The sequence below is a fragment of the Micromonospora sp. NPDC005161 genome, assembly GCF_053599855.1.
Map to the genome: position 1 here is coordinate 211,602 of NZ_JBSFYQ010000001.1, position 24,337 is coordinate 235,938.

Consider the following 24,337-nt stretch of genomic DNA (forward strand, 5'->3'; position numbering starts at 1 on the left):
CCCTTTCTGTCCGGTTGCCCGGTGGAGGACGGCGCCGGTGGGACCGGGGCGGCACGAGGCCACCCCGCCCGTCAACGCAACGAGCCGGCGAGTTGGCGGAGTTCGTTGTCCCGGGCGTCGCCGATGACCAGCACCGTCCGGGCCGGCTCCAGCAGCACCAGCGCCTGCTGGTTGCCCCGTGCGGTGTAGCGCTGCCAGGTGCGTCCGGCCAGCTCCGTCGGGCCCTGCGGCTGGCCCTGGTCGGTCAGCTCGGCGGGGAGCAGCCGCTCCGCCGGCACGCTGCTCTGCACCAGCTGGACGCCCCGCCCCTCCGGGGTGAGGTACCCGATGCGCAGATTCGCGCCGTCCTCGACGGTCTGGAAGCGGGCGCTGACCGTGCGCCAGCCGGAGCTGAGCCCCTGCGGCTGGTTCACCGGGAAGGCGTTCGCCGACTGGGCCTGTTCGATCGCCGGCGCCGGGTCGACCGTGGTGGGCTCGTCGCCGCCGAGGAATCCCCGGTAGAAGGCCAACAGCAGCGCGATCGGGATCAGCAGCACCAGCAGCGAGATCGCCATGTCCTTCGGCGACCGCTCGGATTTCACGGATCCTGTCGGCGGCGGCGGCGCGGGCCGCTCGCCGGCGGCCGGGCCCGACGCGACCAGGGCCGGCTCGTCGGCCGGCGGCGTCGTCCGGTCGGTCTCGGCCTGCTCAGCACCGGAACCGGCGGGGACGTCCGCCGGCGGCTGGCCGCCGGGCGGCGTGGGGTCGTCGGGTACGCGGTCGGCTGGCTGTGCGGGTTCCACCCTCTTATCTTCGCAGCCGCCCGACCGGCGGTATCCGGCCCATCGCCGCCCCGCGCCGACGCCGGGTCAGCCATCGTGTGAGGATCAGCGACAAAGCCGGCAGCGGGAGGCGTCCCGCCGTCGGTCCACCCCGCACCGTCGCGAGGAGGAGCAGCCGTCATGACGAACACCAGGACGCGGATCCCACAGGATCTCGACCGTAACCTTGCCCTCGACCTGGTCCGGGTCACCGAGGCCGCGGCGATGGCCGCTGGCCGTTGGGTCGGCCGGGGCGACAAGGAGGGCGGCGACGGGGCCGCCGTCGACGCCATGCGCAAGCTGATCAACTCGATCCAGATGCGCGGCGTCGTGGTGATCGGCGAGGGCGAGAAGGACAACGCCCCGATGCTCTTCAACGGCGAACAGGTCGGCGACGGCACCGGACCGGAGGTGGACGTCGCGGTCGACCCCGTGGACGGCACCACGCTGATGAGCAAGGGCATGCCGAACGCGCTGGCGGTGCTCGCCGTCTCCGAGCGCGGCGCGATGTTCGACCCGAGCGCCGTCTTCTACATGGAGAAGCTCGCCGTCGGGCCGGCGTACGCCGACGTGATCGACATCAACGCCGGGGTGGCCGACAACCTGCGCCGGATCGCCAAGGTCAAGGGCACCGACGTCTCGGAGGTGACGGTCTGTGTGCTGGACCGCAGCCGCCACGACGACCTGGTCGCGCAGATCCGCCGCGCCGGAGCGGGTATCCGGTTCATCTCCGACGGGGACATCGCCGGTTCCATCGCGGCTGCGCGGGGCGAGTCGGACGTCGACGTGCTGATGGGCATCGGTGGCACCCCCGAGGGCATCATCTCCGCCTGCGCGCTGAAGTGCATGGGCGGGGCGATGCAGGCCAAGCTCTGGCCGCGCGACGACGAGGAGCGGGAGAAGGCGCTCGCCGCGGGGCACGACCTGGACCGGGTGCTGGGCACCGACGACCTGGTCACCGGGGACAACTGCTTCTTCGTGGCGACCGGTGTCACCTCCGGGGATCTGCTGCGCGGGGTGCGCTACCGGGCCGGCGGCGCGTACACCCAGTCGATCGTGATGCGGTCGAAGAGCGGCACCATCCGCGTGATCGACTCGTACCACCGGCTGGAGAAGCTGGCGCTCTACTCCGCGGTCGACTTCGACGGTCGTCCACTGGCCGAGCAGGAGTGAGTGTCACCGGCACGGCGACGCCACAGACCCTGTCAGCCACCCGCCGGATCACCGGTGTCGGGCTGGCGTCGGTCTCCGGGCTCGCGGTGGCGGTGCAGTCTCGGATCAACGGCGAGATGGGGGTACGCCTGGCCGACGGCTTCGCCGCCGCGGTGGTCTCGTTCGGCGTCGGCCTGCTGGTGCTGCTGGTGCTGGTGCCCGCCACCCCGGGCGGGCGGCGGGGGCTGGTCGCGGTGCGGTCGGCCCTCGCGGCGGGCACGCTCCGGCCCTGGCAGTGCCTCGGCGGGGTGTGCGGGGCGTTCCTGGTGGCCACCCAGGGGCTGACCATCGGCTCGTTGGGCGTGGCGGTCTTCACCGTGGCGGTGGTCGCCGGGCAGACCGGCAGCAGTCTCGCGGTGGACCGGGCGGGGATCGGGCCGACCGGCCGGCAGCCGGTCACCCGGCAGCGGCTGGCCGGTGCGGTGCTCACCGTGCTGGCGGTCGGCCTGGCGGTCGGCGACCGGTTCAGTGACCCGGGCGCGCTGGCGCTGGCCCTGCTGCCGCTGCTCGCCGGGGTGGGCATCGCGTGGCAGCAGGCGGTCAACGGCCGGGTCCGGGCCGCGGCCGACAGCGCCCTGACCGCCACCCTGGTCAACTTCACCGTGGGCACGATCGCCCTGCTCGTCGCGTTCGCGGTCGACATCGCCGTACGCGGCTGGCCGATCGGCCACCTGCCGACCGAACCGTGGCTCTACCTGGGTGGCCCGATCGGCATCGTGTTCATCGCGATCGCCGCGGCGATCGTGCGCTTCACCGGTGTGCTGCTGCTCGGCCTGGCCACCATCGCCGGCCAGATCGTGGGGGCCGTCCTGTTGGACCTGCTGCTGCCCACCGCGGCGTCGCACCCGGGCCCGAACACCCTGCTCGGGGCCGCGCTGACCATGGTGGCCGTGCTGATCGCCGCGCTCGCACCGCCCGCCCGCCGCTGAGCGGGACCGGTCTCGCGGCGGGTGACGTGCGGGTTCAGCCGTGCAGGGCCTCGACGATCTCCTTCAGGGCGCGGTCCAGGGGGGTCGGCTCGACGCCGAGGGTGGCGGTGGTGGCGGTCGAGTCCATCAGGAACGGGCGGTCGAACTGGTAGGCGGTCTCCCGCAGCTCACGGATGAACGGGTTGGTCAGGCCGCCCAGCCACAGCACCGGGTAGGGCATCCGGATCAGCTTCGGCGTGGGCGTGCCGGCCAGCGTCGCCGCCCGGGTGGCCAGCTCGCGCATCGGCGCGGCCGGCGCGCTGGGCACGTGCCAGGCCCGCCCCCAGGCCCGCTCCTCGGCGGCTGCCGCGACGAGGGTACGGGCGACGTCGGCGATGTACGTCCAGGTGTGCGGGGCGTCCCAGTTGACGGGCAGGAAGACCCGCTGCCCGGCGAGCACCCGGGGTAGCACCATCATCGCCAGCGAGGTGCCGCCGATGCCGATGTAGTCCGATCCGCGCACCTCGGTGGCCCGGACCCGGCCGGCCCGGTGGGCGGCGAGCGCGTCGGCCCACATCTGGTTGCGTACCCGACCCTTGGTGCCGGTCGCGTTCGGCGGGGTCTGCTCGGTCATCGGGCCGTCGACGGGTCCGTACCCGTAGAGGTTGCCGACCGTCGCGAGCACCGCGCCGGTCCGCTCGGCGGCGGCGAGCAGCGCGCCGGCCAGCGGCGGCCAGTCGATGGGCCAGCGGTGGTAGGCCGGGTTCGCGCAGTTGTACAGCGCCTGCGCGCCGTCGGTCAGCACGCTGAGCCGGTCGGCGTCGGCGGCGTCGGCGGCGATCCGTTCGATGGCGGGGTGCTCCGGCCCGGCGCCTCGGCGGCTGATCACCCGGACCCGTTCACCTCGTTCGGCGAGAAGAAGGGCGGTCGCGGTGCCGACCGGGCCGGTGCCGACGATCACGTGCAGTGCCATGGGAACTCCTCCGAGCGGGGAAATGAAGCGAGAGCGGTGCTCTCGGTTGCTCGTCCAGCATGGCCTGCCACCGTGGCAATAGTCAAGAGCAGTGCTCTCTTTTTTGATTGGTGCTCCAAACCGTGGCAGACTGGCCCCATGCCCGCTTCCTCGATCCGCGCCCGGGTCCGCGCCGAGATGCTCGGCGAGATCAAGGCGGTCGCCCGCCGGCACCTCGCCACCGACGGCGCGAACCTCTCATTGCGCGCCGTGGCCCGGGACATGGGCATGGTCTCGTCCGCCATCTACCGCTACTTCCCGAGCCGGGACGACCTGCTCACCGCGCTGATCATCGAGGCGTACGACGCACTCGGCGACGCGGTGGAGGCGGCCGAGGCCGTGCCCGACCGACTCGACCTCCGCGCCCGCTGGCAGGCGGCCTGCCGGGCGGCCCGGGACTGGGCGCTGGCTCACCCCGCCGAATACGCGCTGCTCTACGGCAGCCCGGTCCCCGGGTACGCCGCCCCGGACGACACTGTCGGCCCGGCCCAGCGCCCCCCACTGACCCTGGTCGGCCTGCTCCGGGAAGGGCTGGACGCGGGGCTGCTCAGCCCGCCGCCCGCCGGTGAGCTACCGGCGCCGCTGCACGACGACCTGACCGAACTGGCCGACACGTTCTTCCCCGGAATGCCCCCCGCCCTGCTGGCCCGGGGCATGGCCGGCTGGACCCAGCTCTTCGGGCTGATCAGCTTCGAGCTGTTCGGCCGGCTCAACCGGACCGTCGCGCACCGGGACGCGTACTTCGACCACCAGGTCGGGCTGCTGGCCGACCTGATCGGTCTGCCCCGCCCGCAGTGATCGCCACCGACGCGAACCGGTCCGCGGCCGGCACCGCGGTCAGCCGGCGTCGGACGAGTGCCCGGGGAACAGGTGGGCGCTCGGGTCGATGGCCACCGCGGCGTTGTTGACCGCCGTCGCGGCCTCGCCGAAGCCGGTCGCGATCAGCCGGACCTTGCCCGGGTACTCGGTGATGTCACCGGCCGCGTAGACCCGGGGCAGGTTCGTCGCCATGGCGCTGTCCACCAGGATGTGCCGGCGGTCCAGCCGCAGCCCCCACTCGGCGAGCGGGCCCAGGTCGGCGGTGAAGCCGAGCGCGGCCACCACCGTGTCCACCGGCAGCGTCTCGGTCGCGCCACCGCGCACGGTCACCTCGGCGCCGGTCACCGTGGCCTCCCCGAACAGCCGAGTCACCTCGGCGTTGACCACCACCCGCACCGGCAGCGACAGCACCCGGGCGACCGTGGAGGCGTGCGCCCGGAACTTCTCCCGCCGGTGCACCAGGGTCACCGAGCGGGCCAGCGGTTGCAGCGTCAACGCCCAGTCGAACGCGGAGTCTCCGCCACCGACGATCAGCACGTCCCGGTCGGCCAACTCGGCCGGCTCCGGTACGAAGTAGACGATGCCGGCGCCTGGCGCGCTGTCGGCGCAGGGCAGCGGCCGAGGGCTGAAGCTGCCCAGGCCGCCGGTGATCACGACCGCGCCGCAGCCGAGCTGCTCGCCACCGGCCAGCCCGAGCACCGGCCGCTCCTCGGCGTACGACAGCTTCTCGGCCCGGGTGCCGAGCAGGTAGTGCGGGCCGAACGGGGCGGCCTGAGCCACCAGGTTGGCGACCAGGTCGCGGCCCTTGACGGCGGGGAAACCGGCCACGTCGAGGATCAGCTTCTCCGGGTACATCGCGGTGACCTGACCGCCCGGCTCCGGCAGCGCGTCGATCACCGCCACCGACAGCCCTCGGAACCCGGCGTAGTACGCGGCGAAGAGGCCGGCCGGACCGGCCCCGATCACGGCGACATCGACCTCGCGCATGGCGTACCGTCGCTTTCCGCTCACGGATCAACGCTTGCTGATCACGACGGTAGGCGGGTGGCGGCGGTCCGGCAAGCACGTCCCAGAGGCGCGCCGAGGGAACCGGTCAGGGCAGGCTGAGCGTGGACCCCGTGTAGTCCGAGCCGCCGACGACCGGCCGGCGACGACGGAACAGGATCGCGGCCACCACCCCGCCCAGCAGCCCGAACAGGTGGCCCTGCCAGGAGATCCGCTCGTCGGTGGGGAGGATGCCGACCAGCTGCCAGCCGTAGAGCAGACCAACCAGCAGGAAGACGGCGAAGTTCCACCAACTGCGCTCGAAGATGCCCCGGGTGAGCAGGATGCCCAGGTATCCGAAGATCACGCCGCTGGCACCGACCACCACCGAGTTGGGCGAGCCGGTGAACCAGACGCCGAGCCCACTGACCAGGATGATGATCAGGGTCGACCAGAGGAACCGCCGGGCGCCGGCGGCCAGCACGAAGGTGCCCAGCAGGATCAGCGGGATGCTGTTGCTGTAGAGGTGGTCGAAGCCATGGTGCAGGAACGGCGAGAAGAAGACCCCGTCCAGCCCGTCGATACGCTTCGGAATGATGCCGGCGGTGGCGTCCAGGCCGAACTCCAGCCCCTGGTCGACGGCCTCGATGAGGAAGAGGAACGGGACCACCGCGCACATCGCGACGAAGGCCCGGCCGAGCGCGGCGTAGAACGCCTCGGTGCCGAACCGGTGGGGGTCGCCGCTTCCAGGGTGCAGGGTCACCCCCCAACTGCTATCAGCAAATGGGGCCGGCCGCCACTCGCGTCCCGTCCGCGCCGGCCCGGTACGGACGACGGCAGGGCGGATGGTCGCCCACCCGCCCCGCCATCGACACCGTCAGTAGTGGCCGTTGCTCTGGAAGAAACCCCAGGCCCCGCAGGGCGTGTCGTACCTGCCCTTGATGTAGCCCAGGCCCCACTTGATCTGGGTGGCCGGGTTCGTCCGCCAGTCGTCGGCGACCGTACCCATCTTGCTGCCCGGCAGGGCCTGCGGAATTCCGTAAGCACCGGACCCGGAGTTGCTGGCCTTGTGGTTCCAGCCGCTCTCCTTGGTCCAGAGCTTCTCCAGGCACGGGAACTCGGCGATGCCGAAACCCGCCTCGATCATCATGGCGCAGCCGACCTTGCGGTTGCCGCTGTACTCGGCGCAGGACGCCGGGATCGGCCCGTCGTACGGCTTGGGCTGCTCCGCCGCCCTCCGCTCGGCCGCCTTGCGCGACGCCGCGGCGGCCTTGGCCTTGCGGGCCCGCTCGGCGGCCTCCTTGGCGGCCTGGGCCGCCCGCAGCTTGGCCTCGTACTCGGCGGCCCGCTGCTTGGCGAACTTCACCCGGTGGGCGGCCTGGCGCTCGCGCTGGTAGGCGAAATCGGCGCGGTCGACCTCAAGGCCGACCTGCGCGGTCAGGCCCTGTTGCTGGGTTTCGCGGTCTTCGCCCAGGTAGAAGCCACCGGCAACGCCCACGGAGAGCAGCGCGACAGCAGCCGTACGGGCGCCCAACCGGCTCCACAGCCGACTCACGAAGTGGTCCCTTCGTCGGGGGCAAGGACGGGGCGCGGCGCCGGCCACACGAGGGCCGTCAGCCGTGCCGCGAGCGCCCCGACCGGTTGCCGGTCGCGCCGCCGCACCGGCCTTCGCCGATGTCGTCCATCTCGGGACGAACGATCATCAACGATTCCTGTGGTGCGTGGGCGCTCGTTGGACACCATCGCGCACAGTGAGACCGATGGGAAACCAACCGACTCGTTTGTGATCTGCGCCACACCGAAAATGCGGACGAATCCCTACATAAACACCATCAGAGCGGGATGTCCTCCAGCAGATCCGTCACCATGGCGGCAATCGGCGACCGCTCCGAACGGCTGAGCGTGACATGGGCGAAGAGCGGATGGCCCTTGAGCGCCTCGATCACCGCGGTCACGCCGTCGTGCCGCCCGACCCGCAGATTGTCCCGCTGGGCCACGTCGTGGGTGAGCACCACCCGGGAGCCCTGCCCGATCCGGGACAGCACCGTCAGCAGCACGCCTCGCTCCAGCGACTGGGCCTCGTCCACGATCACGAAGGCGTCGTGCAGGCTGCGCCCACGGATGTGGGTCAACGGCAGCACCTCGAGGATGCCCCGCGAGGTCACCTCCTCCAGCACGTTCTCGTGCACCACCGCGCCGAGCGTGTCGAAGACCGCCTGGGCCCAGGGCGACATCTTCTCCGACTCCGACCCGGGCAGATAACCCAGTTCCTGGCCGCCGACCGCGTACAACGGGCGGAACACGATCACCTTCTTGTGCCGGCGGCGCTCCATCACCGCCTCCAGGCCCGCGCAGAGCGCCAACGCCGACTTGCCGGTGCCGGCCCGTCCACCCAGCGAGACGATCCCGATCGACTCGTCCAGCAGCAGGTCGAGGGCGATCCGCTGCTCCGCCGAGCGGCCGTGCAGCCCGAACGCCTCCCGATCACCCCGGACCAACCGGACCGACTTGTCCGGCAGCACCCGGCCGAGCGCGGAGCCGCGCCCCGAGTGCAGCACCAGGCCGGTGTGGCAGGGCAGCCCACCCGCCTCGTCCACGTCGAGCGTCTCGCCGGCGTACAGGCGGCCGATCTGCTCCTCGCCCAGCTCCAGCTCGGACATGCCGGTCCAGGTCGGGTCGCTGGCCTGGCCGTGCCGGTACTCGTCGGCCCGCAGGCCCACCGAGGCGGCCTTGACCCGCAGCGGCATGTCCTTGCTGACCAGGGTGACCTCCCGCCCCTCGGCGGCGAGGTTGAGCGCCACGGAGAGGATCCGGGCGTCATTGCTCTCGGTGCGGAACCCGGGCGGCAGCACCCCGTCGTCGGTGTGGTTCAGCTCCACCCGCAACGTGCCGCCGTTGTCGTTGGCGGGCACCGGGTGGTCGAGTCGCCCGTGCCTAATCCGCAGTTCGTCGAGCATCCGCAGCGACTGCCGGGCGAACCAGCCCAGCTCCGGATGGTGCCGCTTGCCCTCCAGTTCGGTGATGACCACCAGGGGCAGGACCACCTCGTGCTCCTCGAAGCGGTGGAAGGCCGCCGGGTCGGACAGCAGCACGGAGGTGTCCAGGACGAAGGCCTGGCCGGTTGGTCGCGGCTCCTTGGGGTCGGCCGGCGCGGCGCCCGCCGCACGGCGGCCCCTGCTGGCGCGGCGGGTCGTGGCAGTCGCGGCCGGGGTCTGATCGGCACCGGCGGTCGAACGGCGAGTCGTCACAGGCCTGCTCCGACGGATGGGCACCCGCCACCCGTGTTCCGCCTCCTCCGGTGCCCGGGGACACGGGGTCGGATGCGGAACCCCATGCGCGAGGTCGCAGATCCGGGCGGACCGGCTGGCCCGGGAGAACCCCGTGCCATGCCTAGACGCTAGCGGCGGCGGACCGTCCCGGCTAGAGGGCGATCGTGGATCTCCGGTGACCGCCGTGTGAACGCGCACAGCCCGACGCGGCGGCGGCCGGGCCGGCGCCGACGGGGCGCGGCGGAACCGGCCGGGATGCATGCCCCCTGCGTGCATCCCGGCCGGTGGGGCCACCGTCACCGGTCTGACGTGGCCCCGACGGTGCGTGTCCGCCGCGGACGACGCACCGCGCTCGTGGCGCCGGTCGGCGGAACCGCCCCCGGCGGCTCGCCGACCGGCCTCAGCCGGTCCGTCGGACGAGCGTGCCGGTCGGGTGCCGCCCGGTGATCGGGGCGGCCGGCGCCGTGAACGACGAGCCGGTGTAGGTGGTGCCGGGGCGAGCGACCGTGCCCGCTGAGCGCACGACGCCCGCGGGGGAGACCGACAGGGCGGAGGCGATGGCCGCCTGGGCGTCGCGCCGCCGTCGGTTCCACGCGCCCCGGTCACCGTCGAAGTAGCCCTGCCGGTAGCCGAAGCGGTAGCCGATGCGGTAGCTGAGCTGGCCGTGCAGCCGGCCGGCCGCGTAGCTGGTGGCGCCGAGCACCAGGACGAGGAAGACCGCCAGGAACGGGCTCATCGGGCGGCCCCGGCCCGGCCCGGACGCCCGGTCATCGCTCCTCCGGCTCGACCGCGGTGGGATCCGCGACGAGCAGCCGGTCCAGGTCGTCGGTGCTGACCTCCTCGACCAGCTCGACGCTGATCCGGCAGCCGTCCAGCACGACCTCGGCCACGGAGGAGCGGCGGATCTCTCCGCCCGCGTCGTAGACCCGCACGCTCAGCTCCGGGCAACCGAGATGGGTACGCCAGGCGTTCCACTCGGTGCGGTCGCCGACGCTCAGCGACAGGTAGCGGCAGCCTCGGGCGACGTAGAGGCGCCACGGAGCGGTCAGCCCTGCGGCCACCCCTTCGGCAATCAGCCCGAAGGCCTGGGCTCGGGTGGCGAGCTCGGTCACCGCACCCCCCTCGCGCCGGGGGCGTGACGCATGTGAGCACCAGTCGTCTCATGCACGTGACACACCGTAGATTGTCCCATGGGCGTGACAGTATCAGCTTTTCGTCCGTTTACCGCCGCCCCTAAAGGCATCTATTCTGCCCGGGTGACACCCCTCAACAGTGGCACTGGATCGTTTACCGGAAATCCGAAGAACCCGTCACGTTCGCGTGACGACGGCGCGCCCGGGCGCGCGCCGACGACCGACTGGCCGTACCGTCACGGGGTGACCGAGACGGCCAATGCGCGGAAGATCGCCTTCGCCACCTTCGTCCGGCGCGCGCTCGACGAGGCCCGGGCGACCCGGGCCTGGAGCGGCACCGAGGTGTCCCGGCGCACCGGCGTCTCCCGGCAGACCATCAACCGGTGGGTCCGCGGCGACTGGGCCAGCGACCCGGAGGCCGAACGTGTGGTCGCCTTCTGCGAGGGTCTGGGGCTGAACCCCGCCGCGGCCTTCGCCGCCCTCGGCTGGGACCGCACCGCCGCGGGCCCGCGCGCCGGCCAACCGGCACCGCCGATGGACCCGGACGTGGAGGCACTGCTGCGGCGGCTGGTCGATCCGAACGTGTCGGACGCGGAGAAGTTCCACATCCGCGAAACCATTCGATACCTCGCATATCGCCCGACGCTGCCGGTCGACGTTCGAAAAAGAGGGAATCAGGCCGGCTAGTTCCTCAGATGGCGAAAGAACGCCTGGTCAGGTTCATTCGTTTGGCTCCGGGGCCGGAACGGGCACGCTAGCGTCCCTATTCGTACTGCTTGGGCTCGTCGTCGGCGGGGGACGGGACAAGGCCGAACCCAGCCCTGCGGGACAGAAGGAGGCGTCTGTCCATGACCCTGAAGTGGTTGGCAGTCGTGGTCGCCACGGTGTCGATGACACTGTGGGCGACCGGCAACGCGGTGACCCTCGTGGTCAACGGCGGGCAGCTTCCGCTGCTCGTCAACCTCCTCGTGCTCATCAGCGCCGGCACCGCGGTCATCCTGGCCGTCATGGCGGAGCTGCACGAGCGGCTGAACGACCGGATCAGCGCACTCACCGAGTTCCTGGTGGCACGGCTCAACGAGATCGAGAACCACACCGGCGATCGCAACACCGGGTTCGTGGAGGGTTATCTGCTGAGTCACGGCCAGGAGGCGGCGGTGGTGCCGTTCGGCCGTCGCGGACGAGGAGCCGCCGAACGCTGACCACGCGCCGCCGAGTGTGCCCGCTCGGCCAGGAATGAGCCTCCTTCGCCGGGGTACGCTGACGCGCGTGCCGCCGTTGAATCTGGGCAATCAGCACCCGAGGACCCCGTTGAACGCCGACCAGGCCTGGCGGATCACCGCCGGCCGGGCCGCCGGGACCGTCCTCTTCTTCGACTTCGACGGCACGCTCGCGCCCGTCGACGACGATCCGACCGCGGTACGCCCCGCTCCCAAGGCGCTGGCCGCGATCGAGGCACTGGCCCCGGTGGTGCAGCGGGTCGCGATCGTCTCCGCCCGACCGGTGGAGTTCCTCCGGGACCATCTCGGCGGGCTCGCAGGCGTGGACCTGTACGGCCTCTACGGGCTGGAGCACAGCCACTCCGGCGGAGAGACGGTCACCGAGCCGACCGCGCTGCCCTGGGTGCCGACCATGGCGGAGCTGGCCGACCTGGCCCGTGCGGAGCTGCCGCCCGGCACGCTGGTCGAGTACAAGCGGCTCTCCGTCGCGCTGCACTGGCGTACCGCGCCGCAGCTCGGCCCGACCATGCAGCAGTGGGGGCAGGCCCAGGCCGACCGTCTGGGGCTGCGTGTGCAGGCCGGGCGGATGGTGCTGGAGCTCAAGCCGCCGGTCGACGGGGACAAGGGCATGGTGATCGGCGAGGTGATCCGGGATGCCACCGGCGCCTGGTACTTCGGCGACGACGTCTCGGACATCAAGGCCTTCGCCGCCCTGCGCGCCCGAGCCGCGGCCGACCCGGACTTCTTCGGCGTCTGCGTGGCGGTGGCCAACCCGGAGACCGGCCAGGAGGTGGCGAACGCCGCCGATCTGACCATCGAGTCCCCGGCCGCCCTGGGCGACTTCCTCACCCGGGCGCTGACCCACCTGCCCTGACGTCAGGCGCCGTAGCGACGTTGCCGAGTGGCGTACGAGCGCAGCGCACGCAGGAAGTCGATGTGCCGGAAATCCGGCCAGTTGAGCTCGCAGAAGTAGAACTCCGAGTGCGCGGACTGCCACAGCATGAAGCCGGACAGCCGCTGCTCGCCGCTGGTGCGGATGACCAGGTCGGGGTCGGGTTGGCCGCGGGTGTAGAGGTGCTCGGCGATGTGCTCGACGTCCAGCACCTCGGCCAACTCCTCGATGGTGCCGCCGGAGGCGGCGTGCTCCAGCAACAGCGAGCGCACCGCGTCGGTGATCTCCCGCCGGCCGCCGTAGCCCACCGCGATGTTGACCTCGGCGCCGCCGCTGCGCTCGCGGGTGCGCTCCTCGGCGCCCTTGAGCGCCGCCGCGGTCTGTGCCGGCAGCAGGTCGAGCGCCCCGACGATGCGCAGCCGCCAGGGGTTGCCCTCCTCGGCCAGCTCCACCACCAGATCCTCAATGATCTTGAGCAGCGGGTCCAGCTCGCTGGCCGGCCGGCGCAGGTTGTCGGTGGCCAGCAGGTAGAGCGTGACGTGCCCGATACCGGCCTGGTCACACCAGCCGAGGACGTGCTTGATCTTCGCGGCGCCGACCCGGTGCCCGTCGTTCGGGTCGACGAAGCCCATCTCCCTCGCCCACCGACGGTTGCCGTCGCACATCACCCCGACGTGCCGGGGCACCGGCTTACCCGCGAGCTTCGCCGTGAGCCGGCGCTCGTACAGGGAGTAGATAAGGTTCCGCAGCGTCATCACCTAGCAGCGTAGCGACCCGCCGGGCGGATCACCGCCTCGGAGGCCGATCCCCGCCGGAGAGCCCGAATCCGATCATGGCCAGGGTACGGGCGGTGAGCCGCCCGTCGCCCAGCCCCAGCTCGACCACGTCGTCGAACACCCGATCGTCCCGACGGGCCGCCCGGACCGCCGCGTCGACCACCCACCGGCGCCGCGCCAACCAGGCCGCCACCGAGCTGTGCCGCAGGTGGGTGCCGAGGCGGCGACGGAGTCCGTCGGCGTAGCGGCGGGCGGCGGCCTCGGGTGCGCGGGCCGCTGCCGCCCCGGCCAGCGCACCGGAGAGCAGCGCGTAGAAGATGCCCTCCCCGGTGAACGGATTGATCAGCGACAGCGCGTCCCCGGCGAGCAGGGTGCGGCCCTGCGCCGGTGCCGGCCGGTGGGTGGACAACGGCAGGTGGTGGGCACGCAGCGCGGTCACCGTCGCGAGGTCGGTGCCGGGCAGCAGCGCGGCCAGCCGGTCCAGCAGGTACGCCCGACTCAGCGGCTCCCCGCGCAGCACTTCCCCGTACCCGACGTTCGCCCGTCCGTCGCCGATCGGGAACGACCAGGCGTACGCCGGCCAGTGAGCCTGCGAGGTGACGATGAGCTGCTCGGACGGGCCGGGCAGCGCCGGCGCGTACCCCCGGATGGCCAGCGCCAGGTGCCGGTCGGGGTTCACCGGGTGGCCGAGCGCCCGGCGCACCACCGACCCGGCGCCGTCCGCGCCCACCACCACACGGCCGGACAACTCCCCGTCGAGCACCACCCGGTTGGCGCGCGGCTCCACCCGCCGGACGGTGTGCCGGCGCAACTGCGCGCCGGCGGCCACCGCGGCCGCCACCAACCGCGCGTCGAAGACCTGCCGGGGCACCGTGTACGCCGGGCGGGGCAACGCCCGCGCCACCGCGCCCCCGCCCGGGGCGATCATGCGCAGCGCGGGCAGCGGCGCGTAGCCCGCCACCGCCTCGGCCACCCCCAGTTCGGCGAGAACGTCCACCGAGTGCGCGGCGATCCCGTCGCCACACGCCTTGTCCCGGGGAAAGTCGGCCCGGTCCAGCAGCAGCACGCTGGCACCGGCCCGGCGGGCCGTCAGCGCGGCGGCCGCTCCGGCCGGCCCCGCTCCCACCACCACCACGTCGAACTCGTCGCCCACCGCGAGCCTCCCTCCGGCCGGTGCGACGCGGCCCGTCCCGCCCCGCCGGCGATCCGCCCGTGCCGCCGACGCCGGTCTGTGACCGACGCCACCCGCCATCCTGCCTCCTGCCGGCTCGGGTCGACCGACACCGAAGCGCCCGATCTGGCCAGAACGCCCCAACCGGCCGGCACCCCCTCGTGCCGCACGCTGCCGCGGCAGCCCGGGGTATGTGCATGTCCCAGGCCCTGTAGAGCTGCCCCACCTGTGGGGCATGCAAGGCCGAAGTGCCCGGCGGCCCATTTCTGGGGCAGCTCGACAGGTGCCCGGAGAAGCTGCCCGCGAGCGGGCCACGCAAACGGCCGAAGTGCCCGGCGGCCCATTTCCGGGGCAGCTCGACAGGGCACCAGAGAGGCGTGGCAGGCCCGAACGGAGCCGCGCCACGCGGGGTCAGGCCGGGGCCGCGGCATCCTTCGCGCGAGCCGCGCGCCGTAGCCCGTACAGCGTCAGGGCCGCGGCAGCGAGCAGCGGGCCACCGTCCCGGATCAGTCCGTCCAGCCCCAACAGCCACCAGCACAGCGGCAGGTCCACGGCGAGTACGGCCATCGTGACGACGACCAGCAGGCCGCGCGCCCAGTGCTTGCCGCGCATCAGGAACGCGGTGCAGAACAGCACCGCGTAGCTGGCCGTGATCCCGGCGCCGAACCAGAACAGCACGGCCGGCACCGCGGTCAGGCGATCGTCCAGGATGGATCCTCCGGCCACCAGCGCCGGCACCAGCATCAGCGGGCTGTAGGTGAACGCCGCCACCCGACTGGTCAACAGCCAGCCACTGGCCTCCGGCCGGCGCGGTGGCGTCTCCCGCCAGGAGATGCCGGCCCGGTCGATCACCAGTCGCGGCCGGTGCCGGACCAGGTGCCCGGTCAGCGCCGGCGAGTGGTAGAGCAGCCAGACCACCGCCGCGCAGAGCGCGGTGAGCGCGGCGAAGCCGAGCAACCCGGGCAGTGGCGGCACTCCCTGCCGGGGCACGATCAGCCGGCCGACGGCGAAGATCGTGGTGACCGCGAGGATCAGCCCGAACGGGCGGGCGGCCGTACGCCCCCGCCGGACGTGCCCGATCAGCAGCAGGAAACCGAACGAGCGCAGCATCGCCCAGCCGGTGCGCACCGCCAGCCCGAAGCCCGGCTCCGGGGCGTACCACCAGTTGAGCAGCTCGACCACGACGGTGGCCGCCGCGGTCGTCGCGAGCAGGATGGTCAGCACCCGGACGGCGGACGGCCGCCGGACCTCGGTCTCGGCGGCCGTCCTCATGGGATCCGATGATGCCCGGCAGGGGCGATGTTCACACCTACCGTTGCGGCTGCGCGGCGTCCAGTCGGGCCCGCAACGCGTCCAGCTCGGCCCAGAGCACGCCGGGCAGCTTGTCACCGAACTTCTCGAACCACTCGGTGACCAGCGGCAGCTCGTTGCGCCACTCGTCCGGGTCGACCTTCAGCGCGATCCGGACGTCCTCCGGGGTCATGTCCAGGCCCTCGACGTCCAGCGCGTCCGGGGCCGGAACCATGCCGATCGGGGTCTCCACCGCCGCGGCCCGGCCCTCGATCCGCTCGACGACCCACTTCAGCACCCGGGAGTTCTCGCCGAAGCCCGGCCAGAGGAACGAGCCGTCCGGGTCCTTACGGAACCAGTTGACGTAGTAGATCTTGGGCAGCTTGGCCTCGTCGCCGTCGGTGCCCTTGCCCATCTCGATCCAGTGCCGGAAGTAGTCACCGGCGTGGTAGCCGATGAACGGCAGCATCGCCATCGGGTCCCGACGCACCACGCCGACCGCGCCGGACGCGGCGGCGGTGGTCTCCGAGGAGAGGGTCGCACCCATGTAGACGCCGTGCACCCAGTCCCGAGCTTCGGTCACCAGCGGGATGGTGTCCCGGCGGCGGCCGCCGAAGAGGATGGCGTCGATCGGCACGCCGTTGGGGTTGTAGTAGTCCTCGGCCAGGATCGGGCACTGGGTGATCGGGGTGCAGAACCGGCTGTTCGCGTGCGAGGAGAGGCGGTCGCTGTCCGGCGTCCAGTCGTTGCCCTTCCAGTCGATCAGGTGCGCCGGAGGCTCGCCCATGCCCTCCCACCAGATGTCCCCATCGTCGGTGAGGCCCACGTTGGTGAAGATGGAGTTGCCCCGGTCCAGCGTCCGCATCGCGTTGGCGTTGGTCTTCCAGTCGGTGCCCGGCGCGACGCCGAAGAGGCCGTACTCCGGGTTGACCGCGTAGAGGCGACCGTCCTCGCCGAACCGCATCCAGGCGATGTCATCGCCGATGGTCTCGACCTTCCAACCCGGGATGGTCGGCTCCACCATGGCCAGGTTGGTCTTGCCGCAGGCGGAGGGGAACGCCCCCGCGATGTGGTAGACCTTCCCCTCCGGCGAGGTGATCTTGAGGATCAGCATGTGCTCGGCAAGCCAGCCCTCGTCGCGCCCCATCACGCTGGCGATCCGCAGCGAGTAGCACTTCTTGCCGAGCAGCGAGTTGCCGCCGTACCCGGAGCCGTACGACCAGATCTCGCGGGTCTCCGGGAAGTGCGAGATGTACTTCGTCTCGTTGCACGGCCACGCGACGTCCTCCTGGCCCGGCGCGAGCGGGGCGCCGATCGAGTGCAACGCGTGCACGAAGTCCGCGTCGTCACCCATCGCCTCGAGGATCCTGGCGCCCATCCGGGTCATGATCCGCATCGAGGCGACCACGTACGGGCTGTCGGTGACCTCGACGCCGAACATCGGGCTCTCGGCCTCGACCGGGCCCATGACGAACGGGATGACGTACATGGTGCGACCGCGCATCGAACCGCGGTACAGGTCGTTCATCGTCCGCTTCATCTCGGCCGGCGCCATCCAGTTGTTGGTGGGGCCGGCGTCCGCCTCGTCGACGGAGCAGATGAAGGTGCGCTCCTCGACCCGGGCGACGTCCGTGGGATCGGTGCGCGCGTAGAACGAGTTGGGCTTCTTCTCCGGGTTCAGCCGGATCAGGGTGCCGGCCTCGACCAGCTCATCCGTGAGGCGGCGCCACTCCTCGTCGGACCCGTCCACCCAGACGACCCGGTCGGGGGTGGTCAGTTCCGCGACCTCACGGACCCAGGCGAGCAGTTTCGGATGGGACGTCGGGGCCTGATCGATACCCCGCACAACAGCCGGAGCAACCATGACACATCTCCTTGTGGTCGACGCTGACCGATCTATGGGATGCACGAGTCTCAGCGGCGCGATGCGTCGCTTCGTGGAAACCTGGGATTGGGCTCAGCGTAAACCGGGCAGCCTTCCGAGTCAGTGGGACTGGTTGTGAAGAACTGCACAAGCTACGGCTACGCTGCGGCATTGGGAGCTGATACCCGCTTTCCCGCGCAGTTTCACGCAAATCTTGTTGTGCACCCCGTCGACGTGAGTTGCGGTCGAGCGGCGAACCGGTCCCGCCGACCGTTGCGTGGATTCCCGTTCCGGGACGCGTCACTCCTCCCGTTGGTTACGCTGCGTTCAGCAGCGACGCACCCGGCGCGAGCCCGGCACGAGCGACCACGCATGCTCGCCGTTGCTACCCCGCTGACTGGTCATCAGCCGGTACGCTCGGCCCGTGGCCGCCACGATGACCGGGGAGCAACCGGGTCCCCGGCAGACCCGGCCGGGTCTGGTCCGGGCACTCCTCGACCGTTTCGGTCACCTCGTCCGCGAGTTGAGCAAGTTCGCCACGGTCGGCGGCATCGCCTTCCTCATCGACTTCGCGCTGTTCAACTACCTGACGACCGCGCGTGGCGTCGAACAGGTGACGGCGAAGACCATCTCCACCGTTCTCGCGGCCAGCTTCGCGTTCGTCGGCAACCGGTTCTGGACCTGGCGGCACCGCCAACGCAACAATCCGGCCCGGGAGTACGCGCTCTTCTTCTTCTTCAACGCTGTCGGCCTCGGCATCGCGGTGGCCTGCCTCGCAATCAGCCGGTACGGGCTCGGCAGCATCTGGCCGGTGGTGTTCCAGACGCCGCTGGCCGACAACATCGCCAGCTTCGTCGTCGGCACGGGCCTCGGCACGCTCTTCCGATTCTGGTCCTACCGGCGGTTCGTCTTCGTCGAAGCGGGAACCCGGACCGTTCCGCAGGTGAAGCACGACCGAGACCACGGGGCGTGACCTGCCGCCCACCTCGTCCGGCCGGTGATCGCCGGCCTCACCGACTGCCCTAAGGTGTTTCGCATGCGTCTTGTCCGTCTGCTGCCTGAGCGCTGGCAGAAGTTCATCCGCGAGGCGCTCAAATTCGGCATCGTCGGCGGCATCAACACCGTCATCAATTACGCGGTGTTCAATGTCCTTGCACTCACCGTCTTTGCCGATGGTCAGTTGAAGGCCACCGTGATCGCGACCATCGTCGCCACGATCACGTCGTATCTTATGAATCGTCACTGGACGTACCGGGACCGCCCGAAATCGGCGCTCCGGCGGGAGTACGTCCTGTTTTTTCTCTTCAACGCGACCGGCCTGCTCATTGAGTTGGGCGTACTGGCCGCAGCCAAGTACGGCCTCGGCGTCCACGGCCTGCTGGCACTGAACGTCGCGAAGACCGGTGGCGTGCTGCTGGCCACCCTGTTCCGGTTCTGGTCGTACCGGACCTTCGTCTTCCAGCCCGTCGTACCGGCCGAGACCGAGGCGAAGGCCGAGCCCACCTGGCACAGCATCCCGCGTGACGAGTGGGACACCATGGCCGGGATGGACCCGGTCGCCGAGCTGGCCGAATCCGTCTCCGAGCTGGAGGAGTCGGAGTCCGACGGCCGTCCGGCGACCGCACCCGGCCCGATCGGCGCTCCCACCCAGGGGAGGCCCACGCCGTTGAGCGCTGGTTTCTCCGCCGACCTGGACGCGGAACTCGCCGCGGAGCTGCACGCCGGCACCCGCCGCGCGCCCCGCCGGTGACCCCACCCGCAGCCCGCTCCGGCACCGGGGCACGCGCCGAGTTGTTCTTCGAGGACCTCGTCCCGGGGCTCACCGTCGACCTCGGCGTGGTCACGGTGGATGGCGACGAGATGGTCGCCTTCGCCCGCCGCTTCGACCCGCAGTGGTACCACGTCGACCCGGAGCTGGCCGGAGCGAGCCGGCACGGGGGGCTCATCGCCAGCGGTTTCTACACGGTCAGCCTGTTCATGCGGGCGTACGTCGACCACCTGCTGTCCCGCGCGGCGGCGGACGCCTCCCCCGGCCTGGAGGAGCTGCGCTGGCTCGCCCCGGTGCGCGCCGGGGACCGGCTCGCCGTGAGGGTCGACGTGATGGGCGCCCGGCCGTCCACCGCCCGCCCGGGCCTCGGCACCGCCAGCCTCACCGGCACCATGCTCCGCCTCGGCCCGGACGACCGGCCCGAGCAGGAGGTGTTGCGGACCCGTTTCCGCGGCTGGTTCGCCCTGCGCCCCGCCGACCCGTCGCCCGAGACCGAACCGACCGAAACCGAACCGACCGCCTGACCCGCCCCGGCGCGGTGGCCGGGGCGGGTCACGCAGTCGGAATCAGCTCGTGGTGTCGCGCAGCGGCTTGCCCTCGCGCATGTCGGCGAGGATGTCACGCATCTCCCCGTCGCCCAGCGAGTGCTTGTCGTGCTGCGCCTCGACCAGCTCGTACAGGGTGGTCTGCACCTGGCCGACGCCCGGGACGTCGGCGAGCACCGACTGGCCGCGCTCGCCGGCGGACTCGATCGTGAGCGTGCCGCAGCCGAGCAGCCGCTCGATGAAACGCTGGTTCATCGAGTGGTCGTTGATCCGGGTGAGCGGGAGGTCCCGCCGGTCCCGGGAGAAGACACCCTGCTGGAGCAGCACCCGCTCATTGGTGAACAGGTAGTGCGTGGTGCGCCAGACCAGGAACGGCCACAGCCCCAGCCAGAACACGGCGACCAGGGCGAGCACCCCGATCACGGCCAGCGCGATCGAGCCACCGCCGCCGGCCGGCAGCAGGAGCACGCCAACGACTACCGCCGCAACGGCCAGCACCAGCACCGCGATCGGCCGGATCAACGCCTTCCAGTGCGGGTGCAGGTGCAGCACGACGTGCTCGTCCTCGGTGAGCACGTCTTCGGGGAACGCCACGGGAACCTCCATCGCCATTTTTCCGACGCGCAGACCGTAACCGGTCCAACCGCCCCGGCGGATCAGCCGCACGGGGCGGGTTGCGTTCACCGGAGGTGCAGGACATCGCCGGCGGCCAGGACGCGGTCGCCGGTGGGGGTGGTGACCAGGAGCTGCCCGTCGGGATCCACGCCGGTGGCGGTGCCGGTCAGGTCGTCGCCGCCAGGAAGCAGGACCCGCACCTCGCGACCGACCGTGGCACAGGCCGCCAGGTAGGCGTCGCGCAGGCCGCTGGCCACGGCGTCTCCACCGGCGGCGCGCCAGCGCTCGTACCAGTCGGCGACCGCGCGCAGCAACGCCCGCAGCAGCGGGTCCCGGTCGGTGGCCGCCCCGCCGGCCAACTTCAGCGAGGTGGCCGGCAGCCCGGTCGGGTTCACCGGCAGCTCGTCGGCGCGCAGCGTCACGTTCAGCCCGATACCGAGCACGATCGCCGGCGGCTGGTCCGGCGAACCCCCAGGCACCGCCTCGGCGAGCACGCCGGCGCACTTCGCGTCACCGATGAGCAGGTCGTTGGGCCACTTCAGGGTGGCCTCCAGCTCGGCCAGCCGGGCCACCGCCTCGACCAGCGCCACGCCGGCCAGCAGCGGCAGCCAGCCGTACCCGGTGGGCGGCGCGGCCTGCCAACCACGGTCCGGCACGGCCTCGCCGGGCCGCAGCAGCACGCTGGTGGTGATCCCGGCCCGCGCCGGCGACTGCCAGACGCGGCCGCGCCGGCCGCGACCGGCGGTCTGCCGCTCGGCGACCACGACCAGGCCCTCGGGCTCGCCGACCCGGGCAGCCTCGGCCACGTCGGCGTTGGTGGAGCCGGTCTCGGTGCGCAGCTCCAGCCGGGCCCACGGGCCGTGCGGCGCGACCAACGCGCGCCGCAGCCGGGCCGCCGACAACGGCGGGCGGTCCAGATCGGTGTACGGGGAGCCCGGCATCCCGCCAGCCTACGGCGGTGGCCGCACCGGCACTGAGGCGTACTGCACAGCGGCGTCGTCCTGAACCATCGTTATATTCCCTGGGTGACTACCGAGACCGGGACCAACATCCACAGCACCGCGGGCAAGCTGGCGGACCTGGAGCGCCGGGTCGACGAGGCGGTGCACGCCGGATCGGCGCGCGCGGTCGAGAAGCAGCACGCCCGGGGCAAGAAGACCGCCCGCGAGCGGATCGAGATGCTGCTCGACGAGGGCTCCTTCGTCGAGCTGGACGAACTGGCCCGGCACCGGTCCACGGCCTTCGGGCTGGAGAAGAACCGGCCGTACGGCGACGGTGTGGTCACCGGCTACGGCACGGTGGACGGCCGGCAGGTCTGCGTCTTCGCCCAGGACTTCACGGTCTTCGGTGGCTCCCTCGGCGAGGTCTTCGGCGAGAAGATCGTCAAGGTGATGGACCTGGCCATGAAGATCGGCTGCCCGGTGGTGGGCATCAACGACTCCGGCGGGGCGCGCATCCAGGAGGGCGTGGTCTCCCTCGGCCTCTACGGCGAGATCTTCTTCCGCAACGTCCGCGCCTCCGGCGTCATCCCGCAGATCTCGCTGGTGATGGGCCCCTGCGCCGGCGGCGCGGTCTACTCCCCGGCGGTCACCGACTTCACCGTGATGGTCGACCAGACCTCGCACATGTTCATCACCGGCCCAGACGTGATCAAGACGGTGACCGGCGAGGACGTCGGCATGGAGGAGCTGGGCGGGGCCCGTACGCACAACTCGCGCAGCGGCAACGCGCACTACCTCGCCACGGACGAGGAGGACGCGGTCGACTACGTCAAGGCACTGCTGTCGTACCTGCCGTCGAACAACCTCGACGAGCCGGTGGTCCACCCCGCCGAGGCGGATCTCGCCATCAGCGACGAGGACCGGGAGCTGGACACGCTGATCCCCGACTCGGCCAACCAGCCGTACGACATCCACCAGGTGATCGAGCACGTCCTCGACGACGGGGAGTTCCTGGAGGTCCAGCCGCTCTACGCGCAGAACATCGTGGTCGGCTACGGCCGCGTCGAGGGGCGCCCGGTCGGCGTGGTGGCCAACCAGCCGATGCACTTCGCTGGCACGCTGGACATCGCCGCCTCGGAGAAGGCCGCCCGGTTCGTCCGCACCTGCGACGCGTTCAACATCCCGGTGCTGACCTTCGTGGACGTCCCCGGCTTCCTGCCCGGCACGGGTCAGGAGTGGGACGGCATCATCCGCCGCGGCGCCAAGCTCATCTACGCGTACGCCGAGGCGACCGTTCCCAAGGTCACCGTGATCACCCGCAAGGCGTACGGCGGGGCGTACGACGTGATGGGTTCCAAGCATCTCGGCGCGGACCTGAACTTCGCCTGGCCGACCGCGCAGATCGCGGTGATGGGCGCGCAGGGCGCGGTGAACATCCTCTACCGTTCCGAGCTGGCCGGCGCCGAGGACCCGGCGGCGGTTCGGGCCGAGAAGATCGCCGAGTACGAGGACACCCTGGCCAACCCGTACGTGGCCGCCGAGCGTGGGTACATCGACTCGGTGATCCCGCCGCACGAGACCCGGACCCAGATCGTCCGGGCGCTACGAGTCCTGCGCACCAAGCGCGAAACCCTCCCGGCGAAGAAGCACGGCAACATCCCGCTCTGACCGCGCTCCCTGGTCCGCGCAACTTCACAGAAGTTGTGCAGACCAAGGGCGGCCGTGGTCAGCAGGAGGGGTTGGCGGCGAGGCACATCCGACGCGCTGCCACCACGGCCAGCCGGCGCAGCTCCGGCTCGGAGCTGTTCCGTCCCAGACTGAGCACCGTGATCAGGTCACCCACTCGCACCACCGCCGTGCTGGTGGGCGAGTGCTCGTCACCAATGGCCTTGCCGGTCTTCTGGTCGCGGGGCTGCGACACGGTGTGGCGCAGCAGGGCGGCACCGTCGCCGGCGAAGTCCCGCTGCACCACCGCCCACCGGTGTACCGCCGTCCCGGTCCCCTTGCGTCCCGCGACCTCGTACGGCCCGACGCTGCGCCACTCGGCGCAGGGAGCCACCAGCCGGTCGAGGTCGGCGAAGAACGACCCGGCAGCCTCCGGCGTCACCCGGTACAGATCCTGACTGAGTAGGAAGTCATCGGGACCGGTGTCGGCGGCCTCTGCGGGTTCCCGGAACATGGTCAGCGCCCGTGACCAGCGGGACGTCTGCCAGGCAGGGGCCATCCCCTGCTCTTCCCGGCAGTAACCCAGCATGTTCTCGACGACGACCATCTCCCCCAACCCCGACTGGCTGAGCTGCACCTGCGCCGGCTGCGCCAGGTTGGCCGGTTGCAACAGTGCGTCGGCGGCGATCTCGCCCCGGGCTGGTGCGGTCGGGCTCGCCGAGGCAGCCACCGGGGGTGGTGTCGGCCCACGACCGTTGCCGACCACGGCGACGGCGGACGCCCCCGTGATCACCAGCACGACCGTGGCGGTCACGGCGGTACGCCGATTGCGCCGCCGGGCCCGGGCCCGGATCTCCTGCGGCTCGGGCCACCGCACGTCCCGCAGGTCCCGGTGGACCCGCTCGACGAATGCCAGGTCGTCACGCATCGGTAGCCTCCTCAAGTTCAGAGACGGCGAGCAGCCCGGCGAGCGCGGTGCGCCCCCGGGAGAGCCGGGCCTTGACGGTGCCCACCGGGGCTGAGGTCTCCCGCGCCACCTCGGCGACTGGCATGCCCATCAGGTAGTACAGGGCGATGGCGGTGCGCTGCTCCTCGGGCAGCCGGCGCAGCGCGGCGACCACCTCGACGGTGTCGGTGCCCGGGCCGGGAACGGTCTCGGTGGCGCCGTGCCGCAGGTACGCGCGGGCGCGACTGCGCAGGCTGCGCCACCGGCTGACCGCGATCCGGCTGGCCACCACCCGCACCCACGCCTCCGGGTCGTCGTACCGGCTGACCGTCGACCAGCGCTGCCACGCCCGGATGTACGCCTCCTGCACGGCGTCCTGCGCCTCGACCCGGTCGCCGGTGAGCGCGTAGACGAAACCGAGCAGCCGTTGCCGGCTCCCGCGGTAGAACTCGTCGAACCCGTTGACGTCCGGCACCCGCTACCTCCCCGTGTCGGTCGCAGGGAACA

26 protein-coding genes are annotated in these 24,337 nt (G+C 71.7%); 10 read left to right on the forward strand and 16 right to left on the reverse strand.

Features of this window, described 5'->3' with window-relative positions; genetic code table 11:
• Nucleotides 1-71 precede the first annotated feature (71 nt).
• Complete coding sequence (locus ACWD5O_RS00980) at nt 72-782, reverse strand: DUF4245 domain-containing protein (RefSeq protein ID WP_354962683.1); 711 nt, start codon at nt 780-782, stop codon at nt 72-74.
• 159 nt (nt 783-941) lie between these two features.
• Here ACWD5O_RS00980 and glpX point away from each other — a divergent pair, with 159 nt between their 5' ends.
• Together glpX and ACWD5O_RS00990 are read left to right on the forward strand one after the other, a co-directional pair.
• A complete protein-coding gene (gene glpX / locus ACWD5O_RS00985; RefSeq protein WP_354962682.1) occupies nt 942-1,973 on the forward strand; it encodes a class II fructose-bisphosphatase in 1,032 nt (343 codons plus the stop codon).
• The gene (locus ACWD5O_RS00990; RefSeq protein WP_450084249.1) at nt 1,970-2,941 is read left to right on the forward strand and encodes a DMT family transporter; all 972 of its coding nucleotides are present in this window, start codon (nt 1,970-1,972) and stop codon (nt 2,939-2,941) included. Before glpX ends, ACWD5O_RS00990 begins: the two co-directional genes overlap by 4 nt.
• Nucleotides 2,942-2,975: 34 nt before the next feature.
• Here ACWD5O_RS00990 and ACWD5O_RS00995 read toward each other — a convergent pair whose 3' ends face one another.
• Nucleotides 2,976-3,893 carry an NAD-dependent epimerase/dehydratase family protein gene (locus ACWD5O_RS00995; RefSeq protein ID WP_450084250.1) on the reverse strand — a complete coding sequence of 306 codons (918 nt, stop codon included), beginning with the start codon at nt 3,891-3,893 and terminating at the stop codon, nt 2,976-2,978.
• 138 nt (nt 3,894-4,031) lie between these two features.
• Between ACWD5O_RS00995 and ACWD5O_RS01000 the strand changes: the two genes are divergently transcribed.
• On the forward strand, nt 4,032-4,730 hold the full coding sequence (locus ACWD5O_RS01000; protein WP_354962679.1) for a TetR/AcrR family transcriptional regulator: 699 nt from the start codon (nt 4,032-4,034) through the stop codon (nt 4,728-4,730).
• A 39-nt stretch (nt 4,731-4,769) separates the two neighbouring features.
• On the opposite strand, the gene ACWD5O_RS01005 is transcribed toward ACWD5O_RS01000, so the two are convergent.
• The 6 genes from ACWD5O_RS01005 to ACWD5O_RS01030 form a co-directional block, all read right to left on the reverse strand.
• Nucleotides 4,770-5,738, reverse strand: a complete 969-nt coding sequence (locus tag ACWD5O_RS01005; RefSeq protein WP_449936633.1) for an NAD(P)/FAD-dependent oxidoreductase — start codon at nt 5,736-5,738, stop codon at nt 4,770-4,772.
• 106 nt (nt 5,739-5,844) lie between these two features.
• Nucleotides 5,845-6,498, reverse strand: coding sequence for a rhomboid family intramembrane serine protease (locus ACWD5O_RS01010; protein WP_089017719.1), 654 nt, complete (start codon nt 6,496-6,498; stop codon nt 5,845-5,847).
• A gap of 114 nt (nt 6,499-6,612) precedes the next feature.
• A complete protein-coding gene (locus ACWD5O_RS01015) occupies nt 6,613-7,290 on the reverse strand; it encodes an aggregation-promoting factor C-terminal-like domain-containing protein (RefSeq protein WP_354962678.1) in 678 nt (225 codons plus the stop codon).
• 277 nt (nt 7,291-7,567) lie between these two features.
• A complete protein-coding gene (locus ACWD5O_RS01020; protein WP_354962677.1) occupies nt 7,568-8,983 on the reverse strand; it encodes a PhoH family protein in 1,416 nt (471 codons plus the stop codon).
• A 421-nt stretch (nt 8,984-9,404) separates the two neighbouring features.
• Entirely contained in the window at nt 9,405-9,740 is a 336-nt protein-coding gene (locus ACWD5O_RS01025; protein ID WP_074316807.1) for a hypothetical protein, read from the reverse strand.
• 31 nt (nt 9,741-9,771) lie between these two features.
• Nucleotides 9,772-10,116 carry a hypothetical protein gene (locus ACWD5O_RS01030; protein WP_354962676.1) on the reverse strand — a complete coding sequence of 115 codons (345 nt, stop codon included), beginning with the start codon at nt 10,114-10,116 and terminating at the stop codon, nt 9,772-9,774.
• Nucleotides 10,117-10,380: 264 nt separating this feature from the next.
• Here ACWD5O_RS01030 and ACWD5O_RS01035 point away from each other — a divergent pair, with 264 nt between their 5' ends.
• From ACWD5O_RS01035 to otsB, 3 genes are all read left to right on the forward strand, one after another.
• Nucleotides 10,381-10,824, forward strand: a complete 444-nt coding sequence (locus ACWD5O_RS01035) for an XRE family transcriptional regulator (RefSeq protein ID WP_089021730.1) — start codon at nt 10,381-10,383, stop codon at nt 10,822-10,824.
• Nucleotides 10,825-10,985: 161 nt separating this feature from the next.
• Nucleotides 10,986-11,339, forward strand: a complete 354-nt coding sequence (locus ACWD5O_RS01040; protein ID WP_354962675.1) for a hypothetical protein — start codon at nt 10,986-10,988, stop codon at nt 11,337-11,339.
• Nucleotides 11,340-11,406: 67 nt separating this feature from the next.
• A complete protein-coding gene (gene otsB / locus ACWD5O_RS01045; RefSeq protein ID WP_450084251.1) occupies nt 11,407-12,231 on the forward strand; it encodes a trehalose-phosphatase in 825 nt (274 codons plus the stop codon).
• Between the two features lie 2 nt (nt 12,232-12,233).
• Here otsB and ACWD5O_RS01050 read toward each other — a convergent pair whose 3' ends face one another.
• The 4 genes from ACWD5O_RS01050 to ACWD5O_RS01065 form a co-directional block, all read right to left on the reverse strand.
• The gene (locus ACWD5O_RS01050; protein WP_450084252.1) at nt 12,234-13,004 is read right to left on the reverse strand and encodes an isoprenyl transferase; all 771 of its coding nucleotides are present in this window, start codon (nt 13,002-13,004) and stop codon (nt 12,234-12,236) included.
• A gap of 31 nt (nt 13,005-13,035) precedes the next feature.
• Complete coding sequence (locus ACWD5O_RS01055) at nt 13,036-14,277, reverse strand: NAD(P)/FAD-dependent oxidoreductase (RefSeq protein ID WP_450004280.1); 1,242 nt, start codon at nt 14,275-14,277, stop codon at nt 13,036-13,038.
• Nucleotides 14,278-14,607: 330 nt separating this feature from the next.
• The gene (locus tag ACWD5O_RS01060) at nt 14,608-15,468 is read right to left on the reverse strand and encodes a hypothetical protein (RefSeq protein ID WP_450004279.1); all 861 of its coding nucleotides are present in this window, start codon (nt 15,466-15,468) and stop codon (nt 14,608-14,610) included.
• A gap of 37 nt (nt 15,469-15,505) precedes the next feature.
• Nucleotides 15,506-17,350: a phosphoenolpyruvate carboxykinase (GTP) gene (locus ACWD5O_RS01065; protein WP_354962671.1), complete on the reverse strand. Its 1,845-nt coding sequence runs from the start codon at nt 17,348-17,350 to the stop codon at nt 15,506-15,508.
• Between the two features lie 436 nt (nt 17,351-17,786).
• On the opposite strand from ACWD5O_RS01065, the gene ACWD5O_RS01070 reads away from it, so the two are divergent.
• From ACWD5O_RS01070 to ACWD5O_RS01080, 3 genes are all read left to right on the forward strand, one after another.
• Entirely contained in the window at nt 17,787-18,323 is a 537-nt protein-coding gene (locus ACWD5O_RS01070) for a GtrA family protein (protein ID WP_450084352.1), read from the forward strand.
• A gap of 63 nt (nt 18,324-18,386) precedes the next feature.
• On the forward strand, nt 18,387-19,100 hold the full coding sequence (locus tag ACWD5O_RS01075; protein WP_450084353.1) for a GtrA family protein: 714 nt from the start codon (nt 18,387-18,389) through the stop codon (nt 19,098-19,100).
• Nucleotides 19,097-19,642 carry a MaoC/PaaZ C-terminal domain-containing protein gene (locus ACWD5O_RS01080; protein ID WP_450084253.1) on the forward strand — a complete coding sequence of 182 codons (546 nt, stop codon included), beginning with the start codon at nt 19,097-19,099 and terminating at the stop codon, nt 19,640-19,642. Before ACWD5O_RS01075 ends, ACWD5O_RS01080 begins: the two co-directional genes overlap by 4 nt.
• Nucleotides 19,643-19,684: 42 nt before the next feature.
• Here ACWD5O_RS01080 and ACWD5O_RS01085 read toward each other — a convergent pair whose 3' ends face one another.
• Entirely contained in the window at nt 19,685-20,257 is a 573-nt protein-coding gene (locus ACWD5O_RS01085) for a PH domain-containing protein (RefSeq protein ID WP_354962669.1), read from the reverse strand.
• Nucleotides 20,258-20,343: 86 nt separating this feature from the next.
• Nucleotides 20,344-21,219 (reverse strand): biotin--[acetyl-CoA-carboxylase] ligase, encoded by an 876-nt coding sequence (locus tag ACWD5O_RS01090; protein ID WP_450084254.1) that lies wholly within the window; start codon nt 21,217-21,219, stop codon nt 20,344-20,346.
• An 84-nt stretch (nt 21,220-21,303) separates the two neighbouring features.
• Between ACWD5O_RS01090 and ACWD5O_RS01095 the strand changes: the two genes are divergently transcribed.
• A complete protein-coding gene (locus ACWD5O_RS01095) occupies nt 21,304-22,887 on the forward strand; it encodes an acyl-CoA carboxylase subunit beta (RefSeq protein ID WP_449937014.1) in 1,584 nt (527 codons plus the stop codon).
• A 58-nt stretch (nt 22,888-22,945) separates the two neighbouring features.
• Here the strand turns inward: ACWD5O_RS01095 and ACWD5O_RS01100 are convergent, their stop codons facing one another.
• Nucleotides 22,946-23,812, reverse strand: a complete 867-nt coding sequence (locus ACWD5O_RS01100) for a hypothetical protein (RefSeq protein WP_450084255.1) — start codon at nt 23,810-23,812, stop codon at nt 22,946-22,948.
• A complete protein-coding gene (locus ACWD5O_RS01105; RefSeq protein WP_450004276.1) occupies nt 23,805-24,305 on the reverse strand; it encodes a SigE family RNA polymerase sigma factor in 501 nt (166 codons plus the stop codon). Before ACWD5O_RS01105 ends, ACWD5O_RS01100 begins: the two co-directional genes overlap by 8 nt.
• Nucleotides 24,306-24,337: the final 32 nt, after the last annotated feature.